This window comes from Pseudomonas sp. AC532 (assembly GCF_979258965.1).
In genome coordinates this window covers 630,289-646,894 of record NZ_OZ409888.1, presented here as the reverse complement: position 1 = coordinate 646,894, position 16,606 = coordinate 630,289, and the positions used below count along the sequence as shown (strand labels likewise).

11 protein-coding genes and 2 pseudogenes are annotated in these 16,606 nt (G+C 57.7%); 11 read left to right on the top strand and 2 right to left on the bottom strand.

Annotated elements, in window-relative coordinates:
• Window positions 1–44: 44 nt before the first annotated feature.
• The 3 genes from ACZ0AV_RS03080 (at window position 45) to ACZ0AV_RS03070 (ending at window position 1,842) form a co-directional block, all read left to right on the top strand.
• The gene (locus ACZ0AV_RS03080) at window positions 45–347 is read left to right on the top strand and encodes an ArsR/SmtB family transcription factor (protein ID WP_499149676.1); all 303 of its coding nucleotides are present in this window, start codon (window positions 45–47) and stop codon (window positions 345–347) included.
• Between the two features lie 148 nt (window positions 348–495).
• Window positions 496–1,470 (top strand): zinc-dependent alcohol dehydrogenase family protein, encoded by a 975-nt coding sequence (locus tag ACZ0AV_RS03075; protein ID WP_499149675.1) that lies wholly within the window; start codon window positions 496–498, stop codon window positions 1,468–1,470.
• Between the two features lie 39 nt (window positions 1,471–1,509).
• Complete coding sequence (locus tag ACZ0AV_RS03070) at window positions 1,510–1,842, top strand: antibiotic biosynthesis monooxygenase family protein (protein WP_499149674.1); 333 nt, start codon at window positions 1,510–1,512, stop codon at window positions 1,840–1,842.
• 221 nt (window positions 1,843–2,063) lie between these two features.
• Here ACZ0AV_RS03070 and ACZ0AV_RS03065 read toward each other — a convergent pair.
• Window positions 2,064–2,409, bottom strand: a pseudogene (locus ACZ0AV_RS03065) (acyl-CoA dehydrogenase family protein); the annotation flags it as partial.
• A 134-nt stretch (window positions 2,410–2,543) separates the two neighbouring features.
• Here ACZ0AV_RS03065 and ACZ0AV_RS03060 point away from each other — a divergent pair.
• The 3 genes from ACZ0AV_RS03060 (at window position 2,544) to ACZ0AV_RS03050 (ending at window position 5,026) form a co-directional block, all read left to right on the top strand.
• The gene (locus ACZ0AV_RS03060) at window positions 2,544–2,789 is read left to right on the top strand and encodes a hypothetical protein (protein ID WP_499149673.1); all 246 of its coding nucleotides are present in this window, start codon (window positions 2,544–2,546) and stop codon (window positions 2,787–2,789) included.
• Window positions 2,790–2,971: 182 nt separating this feature from the next.
• A complete protein-coding gene (locus tag ACZ0AV_RS03055; RefSeq protein WP_499149672.1) occupies window positions 2,972–3,964 on the top strand; it encodes a zinc-dependent alcohol dehydrogenase family protein in 993 nt (330 codons plus the stop codon).
• Between the two features lie 165 nt (window positions 3,965–4,129).
• Window positions 4,130–5,026, top strand: a complete 897-nt coding sequence (locus tag ACZ0AV_RS03050; protein WP_499149671.1) for a LysR family transcriptional regulator — start codon at window positions 4,130–4,132, stop codon at window positions 5,024–5,026.
• 357 nt (window positions 5,027–5,383) lie between these two features.
• On the opposite strand, the gene ACZ0AV_RS03045 is transcribed toward ACZ0AV_RS03050, so the two are convergent.
• Complete coding sequence (locus ACZ0AV_RS03045) at window positions 5,384–7,303, bottom strand: ATP-binding protein (RefSeq protein WP_499149670.1); 1,920 nt, start codon at window positions 7,301–7,303, stop codon at window positions 5,384–5,386.
• 280 nt (window positions 7,304–7,583) lie between these two features.
• On the opposite strand from ACZ0AV_RS03045, the gene ACZ0AV_RS03040 reads away from it, so the two are divergent.
• The 5 genes and pseudogenes from ACZ0AV_RS03040 (at window position 7,584) to ACZ0AV_RS03020 (ending at window position 16,517) form a co-directional block, all read left to right on the top strand.
• Window positions 7,584–9,380 carry a sensor domain-containing phosphodiesterase gene (locus ACZ0AV_RS03040; protein ID WP_499149669.1) on the top strand — a complete coding sequence of 599 codons (1,797 nt, stop codon included), beginning with the start codon at window positions 7,584–7,586 and terminating at the stop codon, window positions 9,378–9,380.
• A 552-nt stretch (window positions 9,381–9,932) separates the two neighbouring features.
• Window positions 9,933–11,117 (top strand): annotated as a pseudogene (locus tag ACZ0AV_RS03035) (HAMP domain-containing protein); the annotation flags it as partial.
• Window positions 11,115–11,978: a methyl-accepting chemotaxis protein gene (locus ACZ0AV_RS03030; RefSeq protein WP_499153277.1), complete on the top strand. Its 864-nt coding sequence runs from the start codon at window positions 11,115–11,117 to the stop codon at window positions 11,976–11,978. The pseudogene ACZ0AV_RS03035 and the gene ACZ0AV_RS03030, both read left to right, overlap by 3 nt.
• A gap of 1,137 nt (window positions 11,979–13,115) precedes the next feature.
• Window positions 13,116–14,357, top strand: coding sequence for an OprD family porin (locus tag ACZ0AV_RS03025; RefSeq protein ID WP_499149668.1), 1,242 nt, complete (start codon window positions 13,116–13,118; stop codon window positions 14,355–14,357).
• 276 nt (window positions 14,358–14,633) lie between these two features.
• Window positions 14,634–16,517, top strand: coding sequence for a methyl-accepting chemotaxis protein (locus tag ACZ0AV_RS03020; protein WP_499149667.1), 1,884 nt, complete (start codon window positions 14,634–14,636; stop codon window positions 16,515–16,517).
• The last annotated feature ends 89 nt before the right edge of the window (window positions 16,518–16,606 follow it).

The window sequence follows — 16,606 nt, the reverse complement described above, 5'->3', positions numbered from 1 at the left end:
GATTTGCGGATTGACATATCGAATAATCTCGATATTATCGAGCCATGGAATTGATCAACGTATTCAAAGCGCTCTCAAACCCGGTCCGCCTTCAGATACTGAGGGGCTTGAAGGATCCTGCGAAGAACTTCCCTCCACAGGATGAAGGTGATGTTCACACGGTCGGGGTTTGCGTCAGTAGCATTCAAGAAGGTATCGGGCTGTCACAGTCAACGGTGTCTGGATATCTGGCGACGCTGCAACGCGCCGGCCTGGTCAAAGTCAGGCGTATCGGCCAGTGGACCTACTACAAGCGCAATGAAGAAAGCATCCGTGCGCTTGCCGAGTTGATAGGTAAAGAGCTCTAGTTATTTACCTCTTAATATCTAGAAATCACGATATTTGAATTTACTAAGCGAGGACTCCTATGTTCTGAGCCCACAGAAATAGCCATAAACTGCAATTCAATACATCGAGAAACCTAGATATCTGACTTTATAGAAGCGAGGAGTTACCATGAAAGCGATGATCCTTACCTCATTCGGCGGCCCGGAATCATTCGAACTGCGCGAGGTGCCCAAGCCGGTGCCGCAAGCGGGACAGGTGCTGGTCCGTGTCCATGCAACCTCTATCAATCCATTGGATTTTCAAGTCCGCCGTGGCGACTATGCCGACCTGGTGTCACTACCGACCATCACCGGGCACGACGTGTCTGGTGTGGTCGAAGACGTCGGGCCTGGAGTGACTGCCTTCGCCCGCGGAGATGAGGTCTGGTACACCCCGCAAATTTTCGATGGCCCAGGCAGCTACGCCGAGTACCACGTTGCCGCCGAAAGCATTATCGGAAAGAAGCCGGCGACGCTGAGCCATCTCGAGGCGGCCAGCCTGACCCTGGTTGGCGGTACAGCCTGGGAAGCACTGGTCGTGCGTGCGGCGCTCAGGGTAGGGGAAAGCATTCTCATACACGGCGGCGCGGGAGGCGTCGGTCATATAGCGATCCAGTTGGCAAAAGCCATTGGCGCTAAAGTGTTCACCACCGTACGCGAAGAAAATTTTGAGTTCGCACAACGGCTGGGTGCCGACGTACTCATCGACTACACAAAAGAGGATTACGTCGATGCCGTCCTGCGGGAAACCGGTGGCCGCGGAGTCGATGTGGTATTCGACACCATCGGCGGCGATACCCTGACGCGCAGCCCAGACGCGCTCGCACAACTGGGTCGAGTGGTCTCGATTGTGGACATTGCAAAGCCGCAGAACCTCGTCCAGGCCTGGGGCAAGAACGCCAGCTATCACTTCGTCTTCACCCGCCAGAACCGCGGCAAGCTCGATGAGTTGAGCGCATTGATCGAGCGCGGCCAGCTGCGGCCACACGTCGGCGCGGTGTACTCGCTCGCTGACCTCGCGCTCGCACATGCGCGACTAGAGAGCCCCAACAACGGTCTTCAGGGAAAAATTGCGATAGCCATCGAGCCATCGCTCCTCCCGTAACCTTATCTCAACCGATTCAGTCCTTTTCTGGGAGGCTCCATGATTTATGAAATCGCTCTGCTGCCCGTTCGCAAAGAACAAGTTGATCAGTTCAAACGTGCCTTTGCTGACGTTGCTCCTTTGCTCCAGCGCGCCACGGGATACGGCGGACACATGCTCGCCCAAGGGATCGAAACGCCCGAGCACTTCAACCTGATAGTACGGTGGCGGTCACTCGAAGATCACACGCCGGGCTTCGAAGCGAGTGAAGACCATCGGATATTCATGTTGGGCATAGAAACGTATCTTTCGGAAGAACCGACGGTTCATCACATCGAGGGCGCGCCATTTCCTCCTGGCGAAGATGACCGACACACCACCTTTGCAACCTGATACCCGAGGTGGTTGTGGCTTCAACGAGCGATCGACAGTGAAATATCGTCAGGCTCGACGCCGAGGATGATGGTGGCTGTGATTTGCACTGGCAGTTCCTGTTTTGGAGTCTGCGACTGCCGGAGCAATTAAGACACCGAGCTCGCTGTTCTTGCGAGCACTCCAGGGGTAGGGACCGAATACGGCAATTGAATTCACCGGTGCATGCAGCGCCCCGGTGAACCTTCGGCAGACCTCGAAAGCATGAGTAGTTGTTTGGCCTCATTGCCGAAGTCGAAGATCGGCACCGTCAGCAGCGACGATTGCACGCTCATCATCAACCGATAGCCGAAATCGATACGCTCCATTTCGCGGGCAGTCCGTCCGTAGCACACATAGTTGAGGCCACTGCCACCGTAGGCTTCGGGGATGGTCGCACGGAGCAGACCGGTGTCGCCCATCTCGCGGAAGATCGCCGGATCGGTCTGTCGTGGCGGAAGGCTTCGAGCACCCGCGGCGCCAGCTTGTCGGCGGAGACTGCTCGGCGCTGGCCTGCACACTGCGTTCTTCTTCGCTGAGCTGCTGGATTCAGATGCAGGCAAATTCAAAACCTTTCATGACTGTGGCTCCATCGCCTCGGGAATTCAGGTCGCGCCGTCAAATGGTCACCCCCCGGGGCCACACGTCTTATCTGCTCAAGTCGGCAGACGAAAGATGCTGCTTTGGGCGACATCGTGCATGTGCATGCTGTGCAATTGCCGCATCCGAAGGTCACCAGCGCGGTGGACGTCGATCCCAAAGCCGCCGTTGCGTCTCGCACACGGCTGTTCGCTGAGGCTGTCAGGGGGCGCTGGTTGGTGGCAGCGGCTCACTTGCCCTTTCCGGGGATTGGGCATCTGCGTAAACAAGAAAAGGGCTACAGCTGGGTGCCTGTCGAGTACCGAAACCCCGTCAACTCTGAGCGTTGAACAGGCCCGAAGAAGGCCATGGTATTTCCGTGGCCCTTTAATTTGCCTGCCCGTCATGGATTGGTTCTTTTTGAGTACCAATCCATGACCCGATCAGCGCTCTTTCCCTGGCGAGAGGGCCAGTAGGATTGGCATAGCTTTTCAGAAGTAGCCGTTATCTCTTGCTCTTGATGAGGTGTGCCATGTCCAAGGTTGTTCACTTTCACCGTACCGGTGGCGCTGATGTTCTGACGCTCGATGAAGTCGCAGTACCGGCGCCGAAAAGCGGTGAGGTTCAGATCGAAGTCAAAGCCATTGGCCTCAACCGTGCTGAAATCATGTACCGCACTGGGCAGTACGTGATCGATCCCCAGTTCCCGGCGAAGCTGGGCTATGAAGCGGCCGGAATTGTTCGCGCGGTTGGCAGTGACGTCAGCGATGTCGTCCCCGGTGACATAGTCAGCGTCGTGCCGGCGTTCTCCTTCGCTGATTACGGAATGTATGGTGAGGTGGTCAATGCGCCTGCGCATGCTGTCGTCAAGCATCCGTCCAACCTCAGCTTCGTGGAGGCGGCGGGCAGCTGGATGATGTTCGTGACGGCGTATGGCGCCCTGGTGGAGTACGGAAATCTCCAGGCTGGTGAAACCGTGCTCATCCCGGCTGCGTCGAGCAGTGTCGGGCTGGCAGCGATCCAGATTGCCAACATGCAGGGCGCCATCCCGGTAGCGCTTACCCGCACAAGTGCCAAGCGTCAGGCGTTGCTGGATGCGGGTGCCAAACATGTCATCGCCACTCAGGAAGAGGATCTGATTGCCGAGGTGGCAGCGATCACCGGGGGCAAAGGTGCGCGTCTTGTTTTCGACCCCGTTGGTGGCCCCGAGGCAACCAAGCTGATCAAATCCATGGCCGACAACGGGATCTTCTTCCAGTACGGCGCGCTGGATCATCGCGATATTCCGGTTCCGGTCTTCGATATTCTTGGCAAGCATCTGACCGTGCGCGGCTACGAGCTGTTCGAAATCACCATGGATATGCAAAAGCTGGCCAATGCCAAGGCTTTCGTTGCCAAAGGCTTGGCAGGCGGTCAACTCAAGCCCGTCATCGATCAGGTCTTCCCGCTCACCGACATCGCGGCAGCACACCGCCGAATGGAGTCGAATGCGCAGATCGGCAAGATCGTCGTGGTGGTTGACTGAGTCACATACTGCGGCAGTCAGCCTGGCTGCCGCAGGCAATCGCTGTTTGCTCCCTTGCTGGGGTGGCTTACTTTGTTTGGGTGCTGAGAGAGGCAGCCTGGCTTCGCTATCGTCCTCAGTGCAGAGTACGTCTGGCCCTATGCACAGTTAATTGGAGGGATGGCGATGAACCTGATTGAAGCCATGCAAATGTTCGTGGCAGTGGTTGAGCAGGGCAGCTACACCAAAGCGGCCGAGGCGCTCAATGTGCATCGTCCGGCACTCTCCAAGCTCATCCAGAATCTTGAGCAGGAGTTGGGTGTGCAGCTGCTACACCGCACCACGCGCAGAGTGAACACCACACCCGCTGGCGACGAATTCTATGACCGCAGCCTGAAATTACTCGCAGAGCTAGCGGAAACACTGGAAGTGTTTTCGCCGACTCGTCCGCCACGAGGCAAGCTCAGGATCGACATGCAGACCGTACTCGGTCACGCGGTGATCATCCCCCGGCTGCCGGAGTTCATGGAGCGCTACCCTGGCCTGGAAATATCTCTGGGAGCCTCCGACAACCTGAACGACCTTGTCGCGGGCGGCATCGATTGTTCCGTGCGGCTTGGTGACCTGGATGATTCAAGCCTGGTCGCCAAACGTATCGGCGAGGTTGCTTTGGTGACCTGCGCGGCTCCCGCCTACGTGAAGAAACATGGTTTACCAGGCACGCTGGATGATTTGCAGGCGCACCTGGCAGTCAATTTCATGGTTGAGCAGCGCCGCCAGATCATGCCCTGGCGCTTCAGGGCCAACGGTAAAGCTATCAATCTGAAGATGCGCAGCGGCATCGTCGTCGACAATGCCGAGGCCTTGCTTTACTGCGCCTTGGCGGGGATCGGGATGGTGCAGGGCCTGCGCCCCGCGTTGCAGCGATACATCGACAGTGGACGTCTGGTGGAGGTTTTGCCGGATGTTCCAGTCGAGCCGAAGAGCGTTTCCGTGCTGTTTCCAGACCGCCGCCATCTCTCGCCCAATGTGCGGGTATTCGTGGAGTGGGTAAGTGCGTTGTTTCAAGAGCAAAAGCGTTAGCGCGGGCGCCAGTTGGTATTAGCTGACTAGCAGCCATGACTGGTCAGCGGATTTATCCCTCCTTCCTCTGCGCGTATCGTTCTCTTTGCAAGCGAATAGGCCGCCAGTCGGTGCAGGGGGGTATGGCGGTACGTATGCCTATTTCGCTGACCATGCCCGCCTGGCGATGAGTTTGAGAGCGGTGTGCGCGAACCGAGCCGCCTGCCTGGCCACATTAAAACTGGCTGTGTATCCCGACCGATAGCTGCCGCTCGCGAGGGACTGTCGGCCGAGGGGGAGGAGCAACTCAAGCGACTCAGCAGGCCATCCGAGCGCTTTGCAAACGTTCGTTTTTTCACATGATTCTGAGCGCAAGGCTCAGCCCTGAGCGAGCAGTTGCTTCACCATCGCCATGAGTTGTTTAACGGTGAAGGGTTTGAGCAGCAGTTCGGTTTGTCCGCCTTTCAGTGCGATCGCCGGCACGGCATTTTCGGCGAAACCGGAGATGAACAAGACCTTGAGCGTAGGCCGAGCATCCAGCGCAGCCACCGCCAGTTCATCACCGCTCATGCCGCCGGGCAGACCGATGTCCGTGATCAGCAGCCCTACGTCTGGCTCTTGTTCCAGCGCGTCTAGCGCCTGCGCTGAAGTCCCGGCCTTGATGATTCGATAGCCGGCTTCTTCCAGCGCTTCTCCAACGAGGTCGCGAATGGCGCTCTCGTCATCGACGACCAGTATCGACGCGTACTGGGTGAGCGGCGTGTCTTCCGCTGCCGAATGCACGATGAGCTCAGCGGCCGTGAGCGCGCCGTGGTGGACTGGCAGGAACAGGTTCACCGAAGTGCCTTTTCCGACTACCGACTCGATTTGCACATCGCCGGATGATTGCTGGGCAAAACCATAGACCATCGACAACCCCAGGCCGGTGCCAGCGCCCAGAGGTTTCGTGGTGAAGAACGGATCGAATGCGCGCTCGACGACGCTCGGCGGCATGCCGACGCCCGTATCCGTCACCCGCAGTAGCGCATAGTCGCCCGCGGCCAGCGTTGCGCGGGCTTGTGTCGAGTCAATGCGGGTCTGGCTGATTTCAATCAGCAGTCGGCCGCCTTGGGGCATGGCGTCACGCGCATTGATGCACAGATTCAGTACCGCATTTTCCAGTTGGTGCGCATCGCAAAAGCATAGAAACCCTAGTTCTGGCGCCACCACATCCAGTTCTATACGCGGCGTGAGCGAGCGACTGATCAATTCGCGCATGTCCTGAACCAGCAGGGCGGGATCGACCGGCGTGCTTGCCAGGATCTGGCGCCGCGCGTAGGCAAGGAGACGATGCGTGAGAGATGCGGCGCGGCTGGAAGCATTACGGGCCAGCCCAACGTAGCGCTGCAAGTCCCCGTGCCTGCCTTGAACAATGCGTTGTTCGAGCATGTCCAGGCTGCTGGTGATGACGGTGAGCAGGTTGTTGAAGTCATGGGCCAACCCGCCGGTCAACTGGCCCACCGCTTCCATTTTCTGACTTTGCTGCAGTTGCGACTTGACCTGCTCGAGCGCTTGCTGGCGTTCCTTGTGCGGCGTTATGTCGCGCGCCACGGCGAAATACTGCCCCTGCCTGCGAGCGATTCGCCAGTTCAGGTGCAGCGCCTTTCCGGTGCTGCGCGCGCCCTGAGTATCAAGCTCGGCGATCAGGCCTTCATCCAGGCTGCGCAGTGCATCGGAGAGTTGCGAAGGGGAAATGAAACTGAAAAAAACGCCATCCTTCAACGCCTGGCCGGTGTGCCCCGTTGCGGTTTGCCAGGCTGGATTCATCGCGAGAACCTCGCCGCCTTCAGACAAGGTGCAGATCAGGTCGGGCGACACGTTCCAGATGCCGTCCCGTTCGAGTGTCCGTCGCTCGACCTCCTGCTCGAGACGCTCGTTGATATGGGAGAGCGCGTTCAAGCTTCTGCGGAACAACGCGCAGACCACCGCCATGCCAAAGGTCACCAGGGCGAAGCTCGCGCTACTGATCCAGGCCGTCAGGCCATCGTCGAAGCCAACATTGCCGATAAAGAAATAGTGAGCCGCCAGCACTGCCAACACACAGCCAAGCAGGGAAGGGCCGACGCCAAAGCAGAAGCCTACGAACATCAGGCCGGGTATGAAGAACAGGTATGGCAGGGCCGTAAAGGGCAGCTGATTACGCAGTGCGGCACACAATGCGACGACCAATACGGTGCCGATATAACGAGCTGGCATGCCTGGTCGAGAACGGGCCAAGCGGCGAACCAGCTCAAGGCTCCGGGAAAGAATACTGATCAAATTTGGCTCCAGGAACCAGATCCGGAATCTCGGATGCGCTATAGCTGCAGGGCTAAGCGCGCGCGGCTAACCGCCCCGAATACCATGAGTGGAACTATATAGGCAGGTGAATCACTGGCTTCAAGAACGCGAGGTGCATGCCAGGGGCCGATAACTTGCCTGTGACTTACCGATAGGCAGGTTGGATTGTCGTCTGCGAGGAGTATGGATAAGCTCAATCGCATCGAGGAAAACACGCACCGCGTTGTACCCATCAGCCCTATCACCCATTGTAGCCGACATGACCCCCTGCAATCTCATATCCCCCGACGAAGAACGGGCCCGCCTTGTCGATGTTGATCGCTTGACATCGGAATTGGAGAGCGGCTCCGATCCAGTACTCAACGGCGTCGTGGCCATGGTTGCGACCTACTTCGGGGTGCCCACTTCGCTGGTCAGCATCATCGAGCGCGATTACCAGGTTTTCAAGGCTCGCGTCGGGATGGAACCGGAACGGACGCCGAGGGAAATGTCCTTTTGTGCCCACGACCTTCAGGACGGGGCGGTGCTGGAGATATGCGACCCGCTCAGCGACCCACGCTTCTCCACCAACGCCCTCGTCACCGGTGCTCCCTTCATCAGGTATTACGCCGGTGCGCCGCTGGTGATTTCGCCTGGGCGCAGTGTGGGCAGGCTCTGCGTTATCGATCAGCAGGCGCACGCGCCGATGGACGAACGAGGCAAGACCCTGCTGCGCGATGCGGCCAAGGTGGTGGTGGCGCGGCTGGAGTCGATTCATCGCAATCATTACTTCGACCCGATGACCGGCTTGCCCAACCGACAGCGCTTCGAGCTGGATCTTCTCGACACCATCGAGCAGGACGAGCGGCTCGCCATACTGGTTGAACCGCTCTCCGCGGTGGGTATGGACAGCCTGGTCAAGGCCCTCGGCGGGGACTTTTTCGCCAATTTCATGTTGGCGGTAAAGGAAGCGCTTCTGAAGGTACTGCCCAAGGGCGCGCAACTGTATCGCTCAAGCACCCTGGGCTTCGTGGCGCTCCTGCAGCCTTTGCCGGAGACGGTATTGCCTAGCCTGCTGGGCAACATCGTAGCGGCCTTCGGGCGCCCGCTTTACAGTGGTGATGTGCCGGTCTTCCCCGATGTCGGCGTCAGCGTGCTGCAGCTGGGCCAAAGCACGGGTGTGCCAACGGATATCTTGCGCCTGATGTCGAGCATTACCGATGCGGCACGCCGAAGCGAACGACGCTGGCTGGATTACGATCCGATAATCGATTCCAGCCTGCGCCGCAGTACCGCGCTGCTCAACGCCATCGAAGCGGCGCTCATCGCTCCCGATCAGCTCAGGCTGGTCTATCAACCCCGCGTGGATCTTGCCAGCAATCGCTGTGTTGCGGTCGAGGCGCTGCTGCGCTGGACGCACCCGACGCTAGGTGAAATCAGTCCCGCCGAGTTCATTCCGCTTGCCGAAACCACTGCTTCTATTCGTCACATTACCCGCTGGGTGGTGCGAGGTGTCTGCAAGCAGTTGGCGAGCTGGCGCGCTCAGGGTATGGAGATGACGGCATCGTTGAACGTCTCCGCGTTGGACTTGACCGATGGCAGGCTTTTCGACGAGTTGGCCGAGGCTATGCGCGAGTGCGACGTGCTGCCACAGCACATTGAGCTGGAATTTACCGAAAGCGTATTGGTGACGGACTTTCAGGCCGTGCGCGCGCAGCTGCAACGGTTTCGCAGCCTGGGAGTGGCGATCGGGATTGATGATTTCGGAAGCGGCTACAGTAACTGGGCTTATCTGCGGCAGATTCCGGCCACCATCGTGAAGCTGGATCGCTCGCTGCTGGTCGACCTCCAGCCGGGTAATAGCGAGTGGCATATCATCCGTGGCCTGATCAGCCTGGTGCGGGATCTGCGCCTGACCGTCGTCGCAGAAGGTATTGAAACCGAGCTTCACCATCACCTGCTGCGCGGGTGGGGTTGTCAGCAGGGGCAGGGCTACTACTTCGCCAAACCATTGCCACCGGAAAAGCTGCTGGCCTGGTTGAACGACAGCACGGGGCTCTCCGGCGAGCGTGGGTGAGATCGGTGCTGCGTCTTGGTGTGACGAGGCCGCGGAGTCAAACAGCCAGCCCCGGCTGGCAGACGGGGAGGCAGATGGCCGATACCAGGCGGCCTCTCAACGCCATTTCCTGAGAAAAGCTCGTAAACAGATCTTGAGCCGCTATGTGTCGCATGATTTTACACCTATCAGCGGTGGGTGATTCGTGAGGCTACCGGCGCATTTCCTGTTGCGTTCTTCACGCCGAAGATGATCTGCTTATCAAGTTTCTGACCTTGCAGCCGACAGAGAGGGAAGTATCCGATTTGGCGATGGCCGGTTCGACTCACTGCGCACTCCTGCATTGGCCACCTCACGTCGCCGACAGATGCGTTGCGATGAGGGCAGTGCGCCCAGTCGGTAAATGAACCTTGAGTTGCAACGTTCCCTCGCACGCTCCAATCCACCCAAATCCATAGCAGTGGCCTATTGATACTGCCACTGAGCTGGCGTTCAAAAAGGCGCGCAGAGCGGGCGCTAGATACTCCCCTGAGAAGCTGACCTGTTCTCACCACCATATCCCAAGCCGACCCTATGAGGTCAGGTGGAATGCCTATGAACATCCTTGCTCCTGCCATCCATATAACCAGCCGGCTGCGCTTTCCGGCCAAATTCGTACTCCTGGCGGTGATAGTACTGATTCCCTTGACTCTGCTAGGCCTGCGGGTCCTCACGCAAATCAATAACAGCATCGCGGGCATACGCGCCGAGCAGGTTGGCCAACGCTACCTGATGGACGTCACGCCTGTGCTTCGCTTGTCGATGCTCGAGCGGGCGCTCACCAATCGATTGCTCAGCGGCGATCAAACAGCGCAAGCCGACCTGTCAGCCAACCGGATAAAGCTGCAGGAGGCCTTCTCGAAACTGCAAGCTACGGATCGGCAGCTCAACGTGACCCTCGAAACCGGCGATCGCGTTGAGCGTCTGCGCGCCGATGCGCAACAACTGATCGATCGCGCAGAGGGTGATGCCGACCAGGCAGAACTTTTCGATGCCTGGAACGAGCAGGTTGGTAAAACGCTGAATTTCATCTATCTCGTCAGCGCGACATCAGGAATGGTGCTCGATGAAGACTACGCGTCATTGTTCATGATCGACCAGAGCACCCTGAGGTTACCGCGACAGATCAACGCGGTAGGCCAGCTCCGAGGCTTGGCCAGCGGCTTGCGGGACGGCCAGCCCATGGCTGGTGGCACGCGTTCATCGCTGCGAGCGTTGCTCAAGCAGGAAGGGCAAATTCGCCAGGAGCTCCAGCAAAGCCTGAATCTCCTGCGTCGGAGGGAGCCAGCACTTGCCGACAGGATTCAGTTGCCGATTACCAGTGCCATGCAGTCTCTGGACGCGTTCCGCAGCGACCTTGAGGTGATGTTTCGCTCTGCTGGCGAGAACGTGACGGGCGCTCAAGGTTTAGCGGCCAAGGGGAACGCTGTGGTGGCCGATCTGTACAAGGCTCAGGATGTACTGCAGGAGGAGTTGCTGGCCGCCCTGGACCGAAGAGCCCAGAGCAGTATGTTCGAGCGGCTGTTCATTTTGGGTATGTTCACGTTCATGGGCTTGCTGCTTGCTTACGTCTTTTGCGGCATCTATGGCTCCATGCGTAAAGCCATCGATGAGGTGCTGATGGCTACGCGGCAGATCGCTCAGGGTGATCTCACCGCTCATGTGCAGGTGCAGGGCAAAGACGAAATGGCGGATGTCGGCACTGGCTTCAATAACATGGTCCAAGCCTTTCGCGGTTCTCTGGCGCAGGTTGAGCAGAGCTCGCACGCGGTATCCGAAGCGTCATTACGCATGGGCGCATCCATCGAGCGCGCCAAGCAGTCGATGAATGCTCAGCAGGGCGAAACCGAGCAGGTTGCCACTGCGATCAACGAAATGACCGCAAGCGTCGCGGATGTAGCCCAAAACACCGAAGGAGCTGCGCGTGCGGCCGGGCAAGCCAGCCAGGCTTCAACCAAAGGTCTTGCAGTCATGCAGGACACTCGCGAAACCATTGAGGCCCTGGCCAACGAGGTCGAGCTCAGCTCGCAGAAAGTTTCGGCCCTCGCGGTGCACAGCCAGGAAATCGGCGGCGTCATCGAAGTCATCCGCAATATCGCTGATCAAACCAACCTGTTGGCCTTGAACGCGGCTATCGAAGCGGCGCGAGCTGGCGAGCAGGGACGAGGTTTCGCGGTGGTTGCCGACGAGGTTCGAACGCTGGCGTCGCGTACTCAGGGTTCGACCGAAGAAATCCGCCGCATCATTCAGGAGCTGCAACTGGCCATGTCGGCCGCCGTGGAACAGATGAAAACAGGCAAGGACAGGGCACAGGAGTGCGTACGGTCAGCCGATCAAGCATCACAAAGCCTGGCTGCTATCAATGACGAAGTCGAATTGATCGTTGGCATGAACACCCAGATCGCCAGCGCTGCCGTACAACAACACGCGGTATCGGAAGACATCAACCGCAATATCACCGAAATTCGTAACGGCAGCATCGTGTTGCTGGAAGGTATCGGAGAAAACGCGCTTACCGCTGAGGAGTTGTCCCGGTTGGCAGGGGAGCTGCGTACTGTCGTCTCCCGGTTCAAGATCTGACATGCCGTAGGCATGCACGTCACCGTGGTTGCGGCCTGCCTCCAGTCAGGAGGCAGGCCGGTCCCTCGGCCGCCATTTACCGCTGCCTAGGCACCCTGCATAGCCAGCTCCTGCATCCCGTTGCCGGTGGTGCGCGACGACATTCCTTTCCTTCATCGCCATCTGCTCTCAGCGTCTGGCCCGCCGGTGGGGGCGCCGCTAAGCGGCTGAAACGCTGGCTGTCAACCAATGCCGCCAGGTGGACAGAGTCACAAGTCGGTCGCAGCGCAGCGGATACTTCCCATAGCGCATCATCAGGCTTCCTATCGGCAAGCATTGATGATGCGTGTCGAAAAAGCAGGCTGGCAGCCCCACACGTGACCCCACCGTTGGCTTCGCGCGCACCTGTCCGATAGCCATGGCCCCACCCTTATGCATGGCAGGAGCACCTCGGCCCGATAAAGCGGCTGTCCCTAGAGAGTCGACCTGTCGACCTAGAGGGCTGTGTTTCGGTTGATGCCTGAGTAGCTCACCAGCTCACTCGCAGTGCCTTTCAGGGCAGTACAAAAATGCAGGCCAACAGCCTTTTCTTGAGCGGCTGTCTCGGTACGAATTCGCCCTCGGCAAGCAGGCTCGCGATGGTTTTCCACTGGAAAAGGGGATGCGAGAGGAGGCGTCGCTGATCCTTGAGGCAGCCTGGCGTCTTCTCTGGAGGTTGGCAGCGGTAACAAGACAGCAGCGCAGACGTTGCTTCAATAAGTAGCATTCAGGGTGTTTTGGGTAACAATTTGGTGCAAATAGTCATGTCATTACAATTTGATTGTTGAACAAAAATGCGTTGATTGACGGGCATTTAATGGTTTTACATGAACTGTGGCATGCACATTGCTCAGTCGGGAGAACCCTCTGCAGGAATTCGAAGCCGTGACACCGACGCCCCAAACGCGCGCCACGTTCACTCACCAAACAAACAGGTGCCTGCGTCGAAGACGGATCGGTGCAGGCAATCGACTCAGGCACTTTCACGTTACAGGCAATGCGTGCAGTGGCTAACGATCATTGCAGCGTGCTGCCTGCATCAGAGCGGTAGCGGTAACAGCCAGTCCAAAAAACACAGCACTCGAAAATAAAATCTGCCCTTATCTGGAGCATCCCATTATGTTGATGAACAAGGCTTTTGCATTGGCGGGCACGTGCGCCCTCATTCTTCCCGCCACTGCTTTTGCAGACTTTATTAACGACAGTAAAGCGAGCGTGGACCTACGCAACTTCTACTTCAATCGCGACTTCCGTAATGGACCGCCGACAGCCCAGCGAGACTCCGCCGCGGAATGGGCGCAGGGCGCAATGCTTAAGTTCGAGTCGGGCTACACCGATGGGACAATTGGCGTGGGTGTGGACGCCTTGGGCATGCTGGGCCTGAAACTCGATGGCGGTGATGGATCCGGGGGGACTAACCTGTTACCCGCAGATCTCAGTTCGAGAAATGGCCGTGGCTCACAAGATGAATATACGAAGCTCGAGCTGACCGCCAAGGTAAAGGTTTCGCAAACGTCCCTCAAGGCGGGCGCCCTGTCGTTACGCACGCCTGTTGTTTCCAGCAACGACTCGCGGCTGCTGCCGGCAACGTTCAGGGGCGCTTTACTGACCTCTGGCGATATCAATAACTTCAGCTTGCAGGGTGGCAAGCTGGAGAGAATCAAGTTTAACAGCTCCTCGGACTACCAGGAGTTGACGGGTAACCGTATCGGTGGTGTCAGTGACAACTTTAACTTTGCGGGGGGTGCCTACAGTGTCACTAAGTCCCTCACGGCAAGCCTGTATTACGCCACCCTCGAGGATGTATACCGCCAGCTCTATGGTGGTGTTGTTTATCACGTACCGCTCGCACATGAACAGTCTTTGAAGTTCGATCTGCGCTACGCAACCAGCCGAGAGGACGGCAATTTCCGCGATCTCGACAACCGCTCGATGAATGGCATGGCTTCATATGCCTTGGGTGGCAATGTTTTCTCGGTGGCTTACCAGCAGATGAAAGGTGACGACCCTTTCCCTTATATCGCCAACAGCGACCCGTTCTTGGTCAACTTCGTCCAGATCAACGACTTTGCCAATGCGCAAGAGCGCTCCTGGCAGGTGCGCTATGACTACAACTTCGCAGCGATGGGTATGCCTGGGCTGACGTTCATGAGCCGCTACGTCACAGGTGACAACGCTTTGGTCCAGGGGCGAAACAGCGGCAAGGAATGGGAGCGCGACACCGACATCGGCTATGTTATTCAGACAGGATCATTAAAGAACCTCAGCATGAAAGTTAGAAATGCAACGGTGAGGTCCAACTTTGGCAATGACCTGGATGAAACCCGCCTGATTCTCAGCTACACGTTACCCTTGTTCTAAGCACCGTTCCGGCTAATTAATTGACCGGTTGCCAGGTCGGCCCTTTCGACGGTGCATGTCATGAGACAGCAGCTGGGCCTGCCGCACCGCCTATTTAACTGCAGAGCAGAAAGGTTGATGAGTCGCGTGCTAGTGAACATCCATTGTTCTGCCAGCCGTGTATTACATCGGGTTGACGGTTCGTGCTGTAACAGCATCGGCCAGGGAGGTGGATATTGCTTCCATTCTTCCTGGCACTTCTTGCCCAATGGCCGTTGATCATTTCCGGAGCGAATGTTGAAGAATCTAAAGTTCACCCATAAGGTACTGGTGACCACGTTTCTGGTGATCATGACGGTGTTTTGCGCGTTCTCAGTGCTGAATGATTTTCGCCTGCGTGACGACAGTACTCAAAAAATCGAACAGAACACGCGTGCCCTTGCCGCGTCCATAGCGCACGATATTCAGAACTGGCTCGATGGCCGGTTGATTCTAATGAAAGGCGTTGCCGAGTTTATCGGGCAGGATCCCCGCGCAGAAAACATACAAGCCAAATTGCAAAGCAACGTATTGATGGACCAGTTCATTGCCGCGTATGTGGGAACTCAGGATGGCAAGTTCGAGATTTATCCTCCTCGAGAAATGCCTGCCGACTACGATGCCCGGCAACGGCAGTGGTACAAGAACGCACTAAGCCACGGCGCGGCTATGACCGAGCCTTATGTGGGGGTGGGAATCGATTACCGCATCATCACCCAAGCTGTGGTCATTCCTTCGCAGCAGCAACCTGTCGGGGTCCTGGGTGCCAGCCTGAAGATCGAGACGATCTCCAAGACACTCAATGCCCAAGCTTTCGAGGGCAGCGGTTATGCGTTTCTCGTTAGCCAGGACGGCAAGATCTTGGTTCACCCGGATGAGGCGTTGGTTGGCAAATCGCTCACTGATCTGTTTCCAGGCAGCAACCTCTCGATGAGCGATCAGTTGGTAGAGGCTGTATCGGCTGGCGAAGAGAAATTGACCCTGTTTTCACCAATCAAAGGCCTTCCATCGCAAGCCTGGTATGTGGGCGTTGTGTTGGATCGGCAAGCAGCCCTTGCCAGCGTCACGGCGTTCCGTAATTCGTCGATCATCGCAACCGTCGTTGCCTGCCTCATCACGCTACTGCTGTTGGGTATTGTCATTCAACTGCTCATGAAGCCTCTGCAGTCGATCAGCCGGGCCATGGCGGATGTCGCTGAGGGCGATGGCGATCTTACGCGCAGGTTATCAATCATCTCCCAGGACGAGTTCGGGCGACTGGCGGCGAGTTTCAACCGTTTTGGTGACCGGATCCATGCCTCAATCACTGAAGTATCCTCGACGACGAATGCGCTTGGCGAAGCCACCAGTAGGGTGCTCTCTGCCTCTAACTCATCTGTTGAAAAGTCCGAACATCAATCTGCATACACCACGAGCGTCGCTGCCGCGATCGAACAATTGGGCGCCGCTGCGCAAGAGATTGCAACCAGCGCTTCAGCAGCTTCACACGGCGCCACTGGTGCGAGGTCGCAAATCATGGCGACGTGTGACTTGGTGGAGGAAACCGTCGCTTCGATGAGCCATCTGCAGGACAACATCGAGACGACTCGCTCGCAAATCGAAGATCTCAACACAAAAAGTGCAAACATCGGAAAAGTCCTGGAGGTCATTTCGACCATTTCCGGCAAGACCAACCTGCTGGCACTGAATGCTGCGATCGAGGCAGCCAGGGCGGGTGAGGCCGGACGAGGATTTGCCGTTGTGGCGGATGAGGTAAGAAGCCTCGCCCATCACACCCAGAACGCCACCGAGGAAATACGGGTGGTAATCGAGGCGCTTCAAACTGGCGCGACCCAGGCTGCCCAGACCATGCTCAGCAGCCATAAAATCGGCAGCCAAAGCGTGCGGGTTGCAGCGCAGGCCGGAGCCAGTCTTGCGAGCGTAGTGGTGAGGATTGGCGAAATCGACGAGATGTGCCTGACGGTCGCTGCTGCTACCGAAGAACAGACCACAGCGGTTGGCCAACTTACCCGAGACGTAACCGAGATCAGCCAGCTCAATCACCACACGACAACCAACCTCAATGCGACGCTTGAAGCATGCGCAGAGCTGTACCGCGAAGCTGCGCGTCTGAGAACGCTCGTGGGCACGTTCAAGTTATAATCGCTCAGCGCAACTGAACAATTAGCCAACCTGACAGTGAGCCTTCCTCCCAAGGCGCTGATGATCAGCGCCTTGGGAGGAAGGCTCAG

Excerpts from the sequence above, each read along its gene's own strand:
- ACZ0AV_RS03030 (WP_499153277.1), top strand. The coding sequence starts at position 11,115 with ATGGTCCAAGCCTTTCGCGGTTCTCTGGCGCAGGTTGAGCAGAGCTCG.
- ACZ0AV_RS03080 (WP_499149676.1), top strand. The coding sequence starts at position 45 with ATGGAATTGATCAACGTATTCAAAGCGCTCTCAAACCCGGTCCGCCTT.
- ACZ0AV_RS03040 (WP_499149669.1), top strand. The coding sequence starts at position 7,584 with ATGACCCCCTGCAATCTCATATCCCCCGACGAAGAACGGGCCCGCCTT.
- ACZ0AV_RS03075 (WP_499149675.1), top strand. The coding sequence starts at position 496 with ATGAAAGCGATGATCCTTACCTCATTCGGCGGCCCGGAATCATTCGAA.
- ACZ0AV_RS03050 (WP_499149671.1), top strand. The coding sequence starts at position 4,130 with ATGAACCTGATTGAAGCCATGCAAATGTTCGTGGCAGTGGTTGAGCAG.
- ACZ0AV_RS03055 (WP_499149672.1), top strand. The coding sequence starts at position 2,972 with ATGTCCAAGGTTGTTCACTTTCACCGTACCGGTGGCGCTGATGTTCTG.
- ACZ0AV_RS03025 (WP_499149668.1), top strand. The coding sequence starts at position 13,116 with ATGTTGATGAACAAGGCTTTTGCATTGGCGGGCACGTGCGCCCTCATT.
- ACZ0AV_RS03070 (WP_499149674.1), top strand. The coding sequence starts at position 1,510 with ATGATTTATGAAATCGCTCTGCTGCCCGTTCGCAAAGAACAAGTTGAT.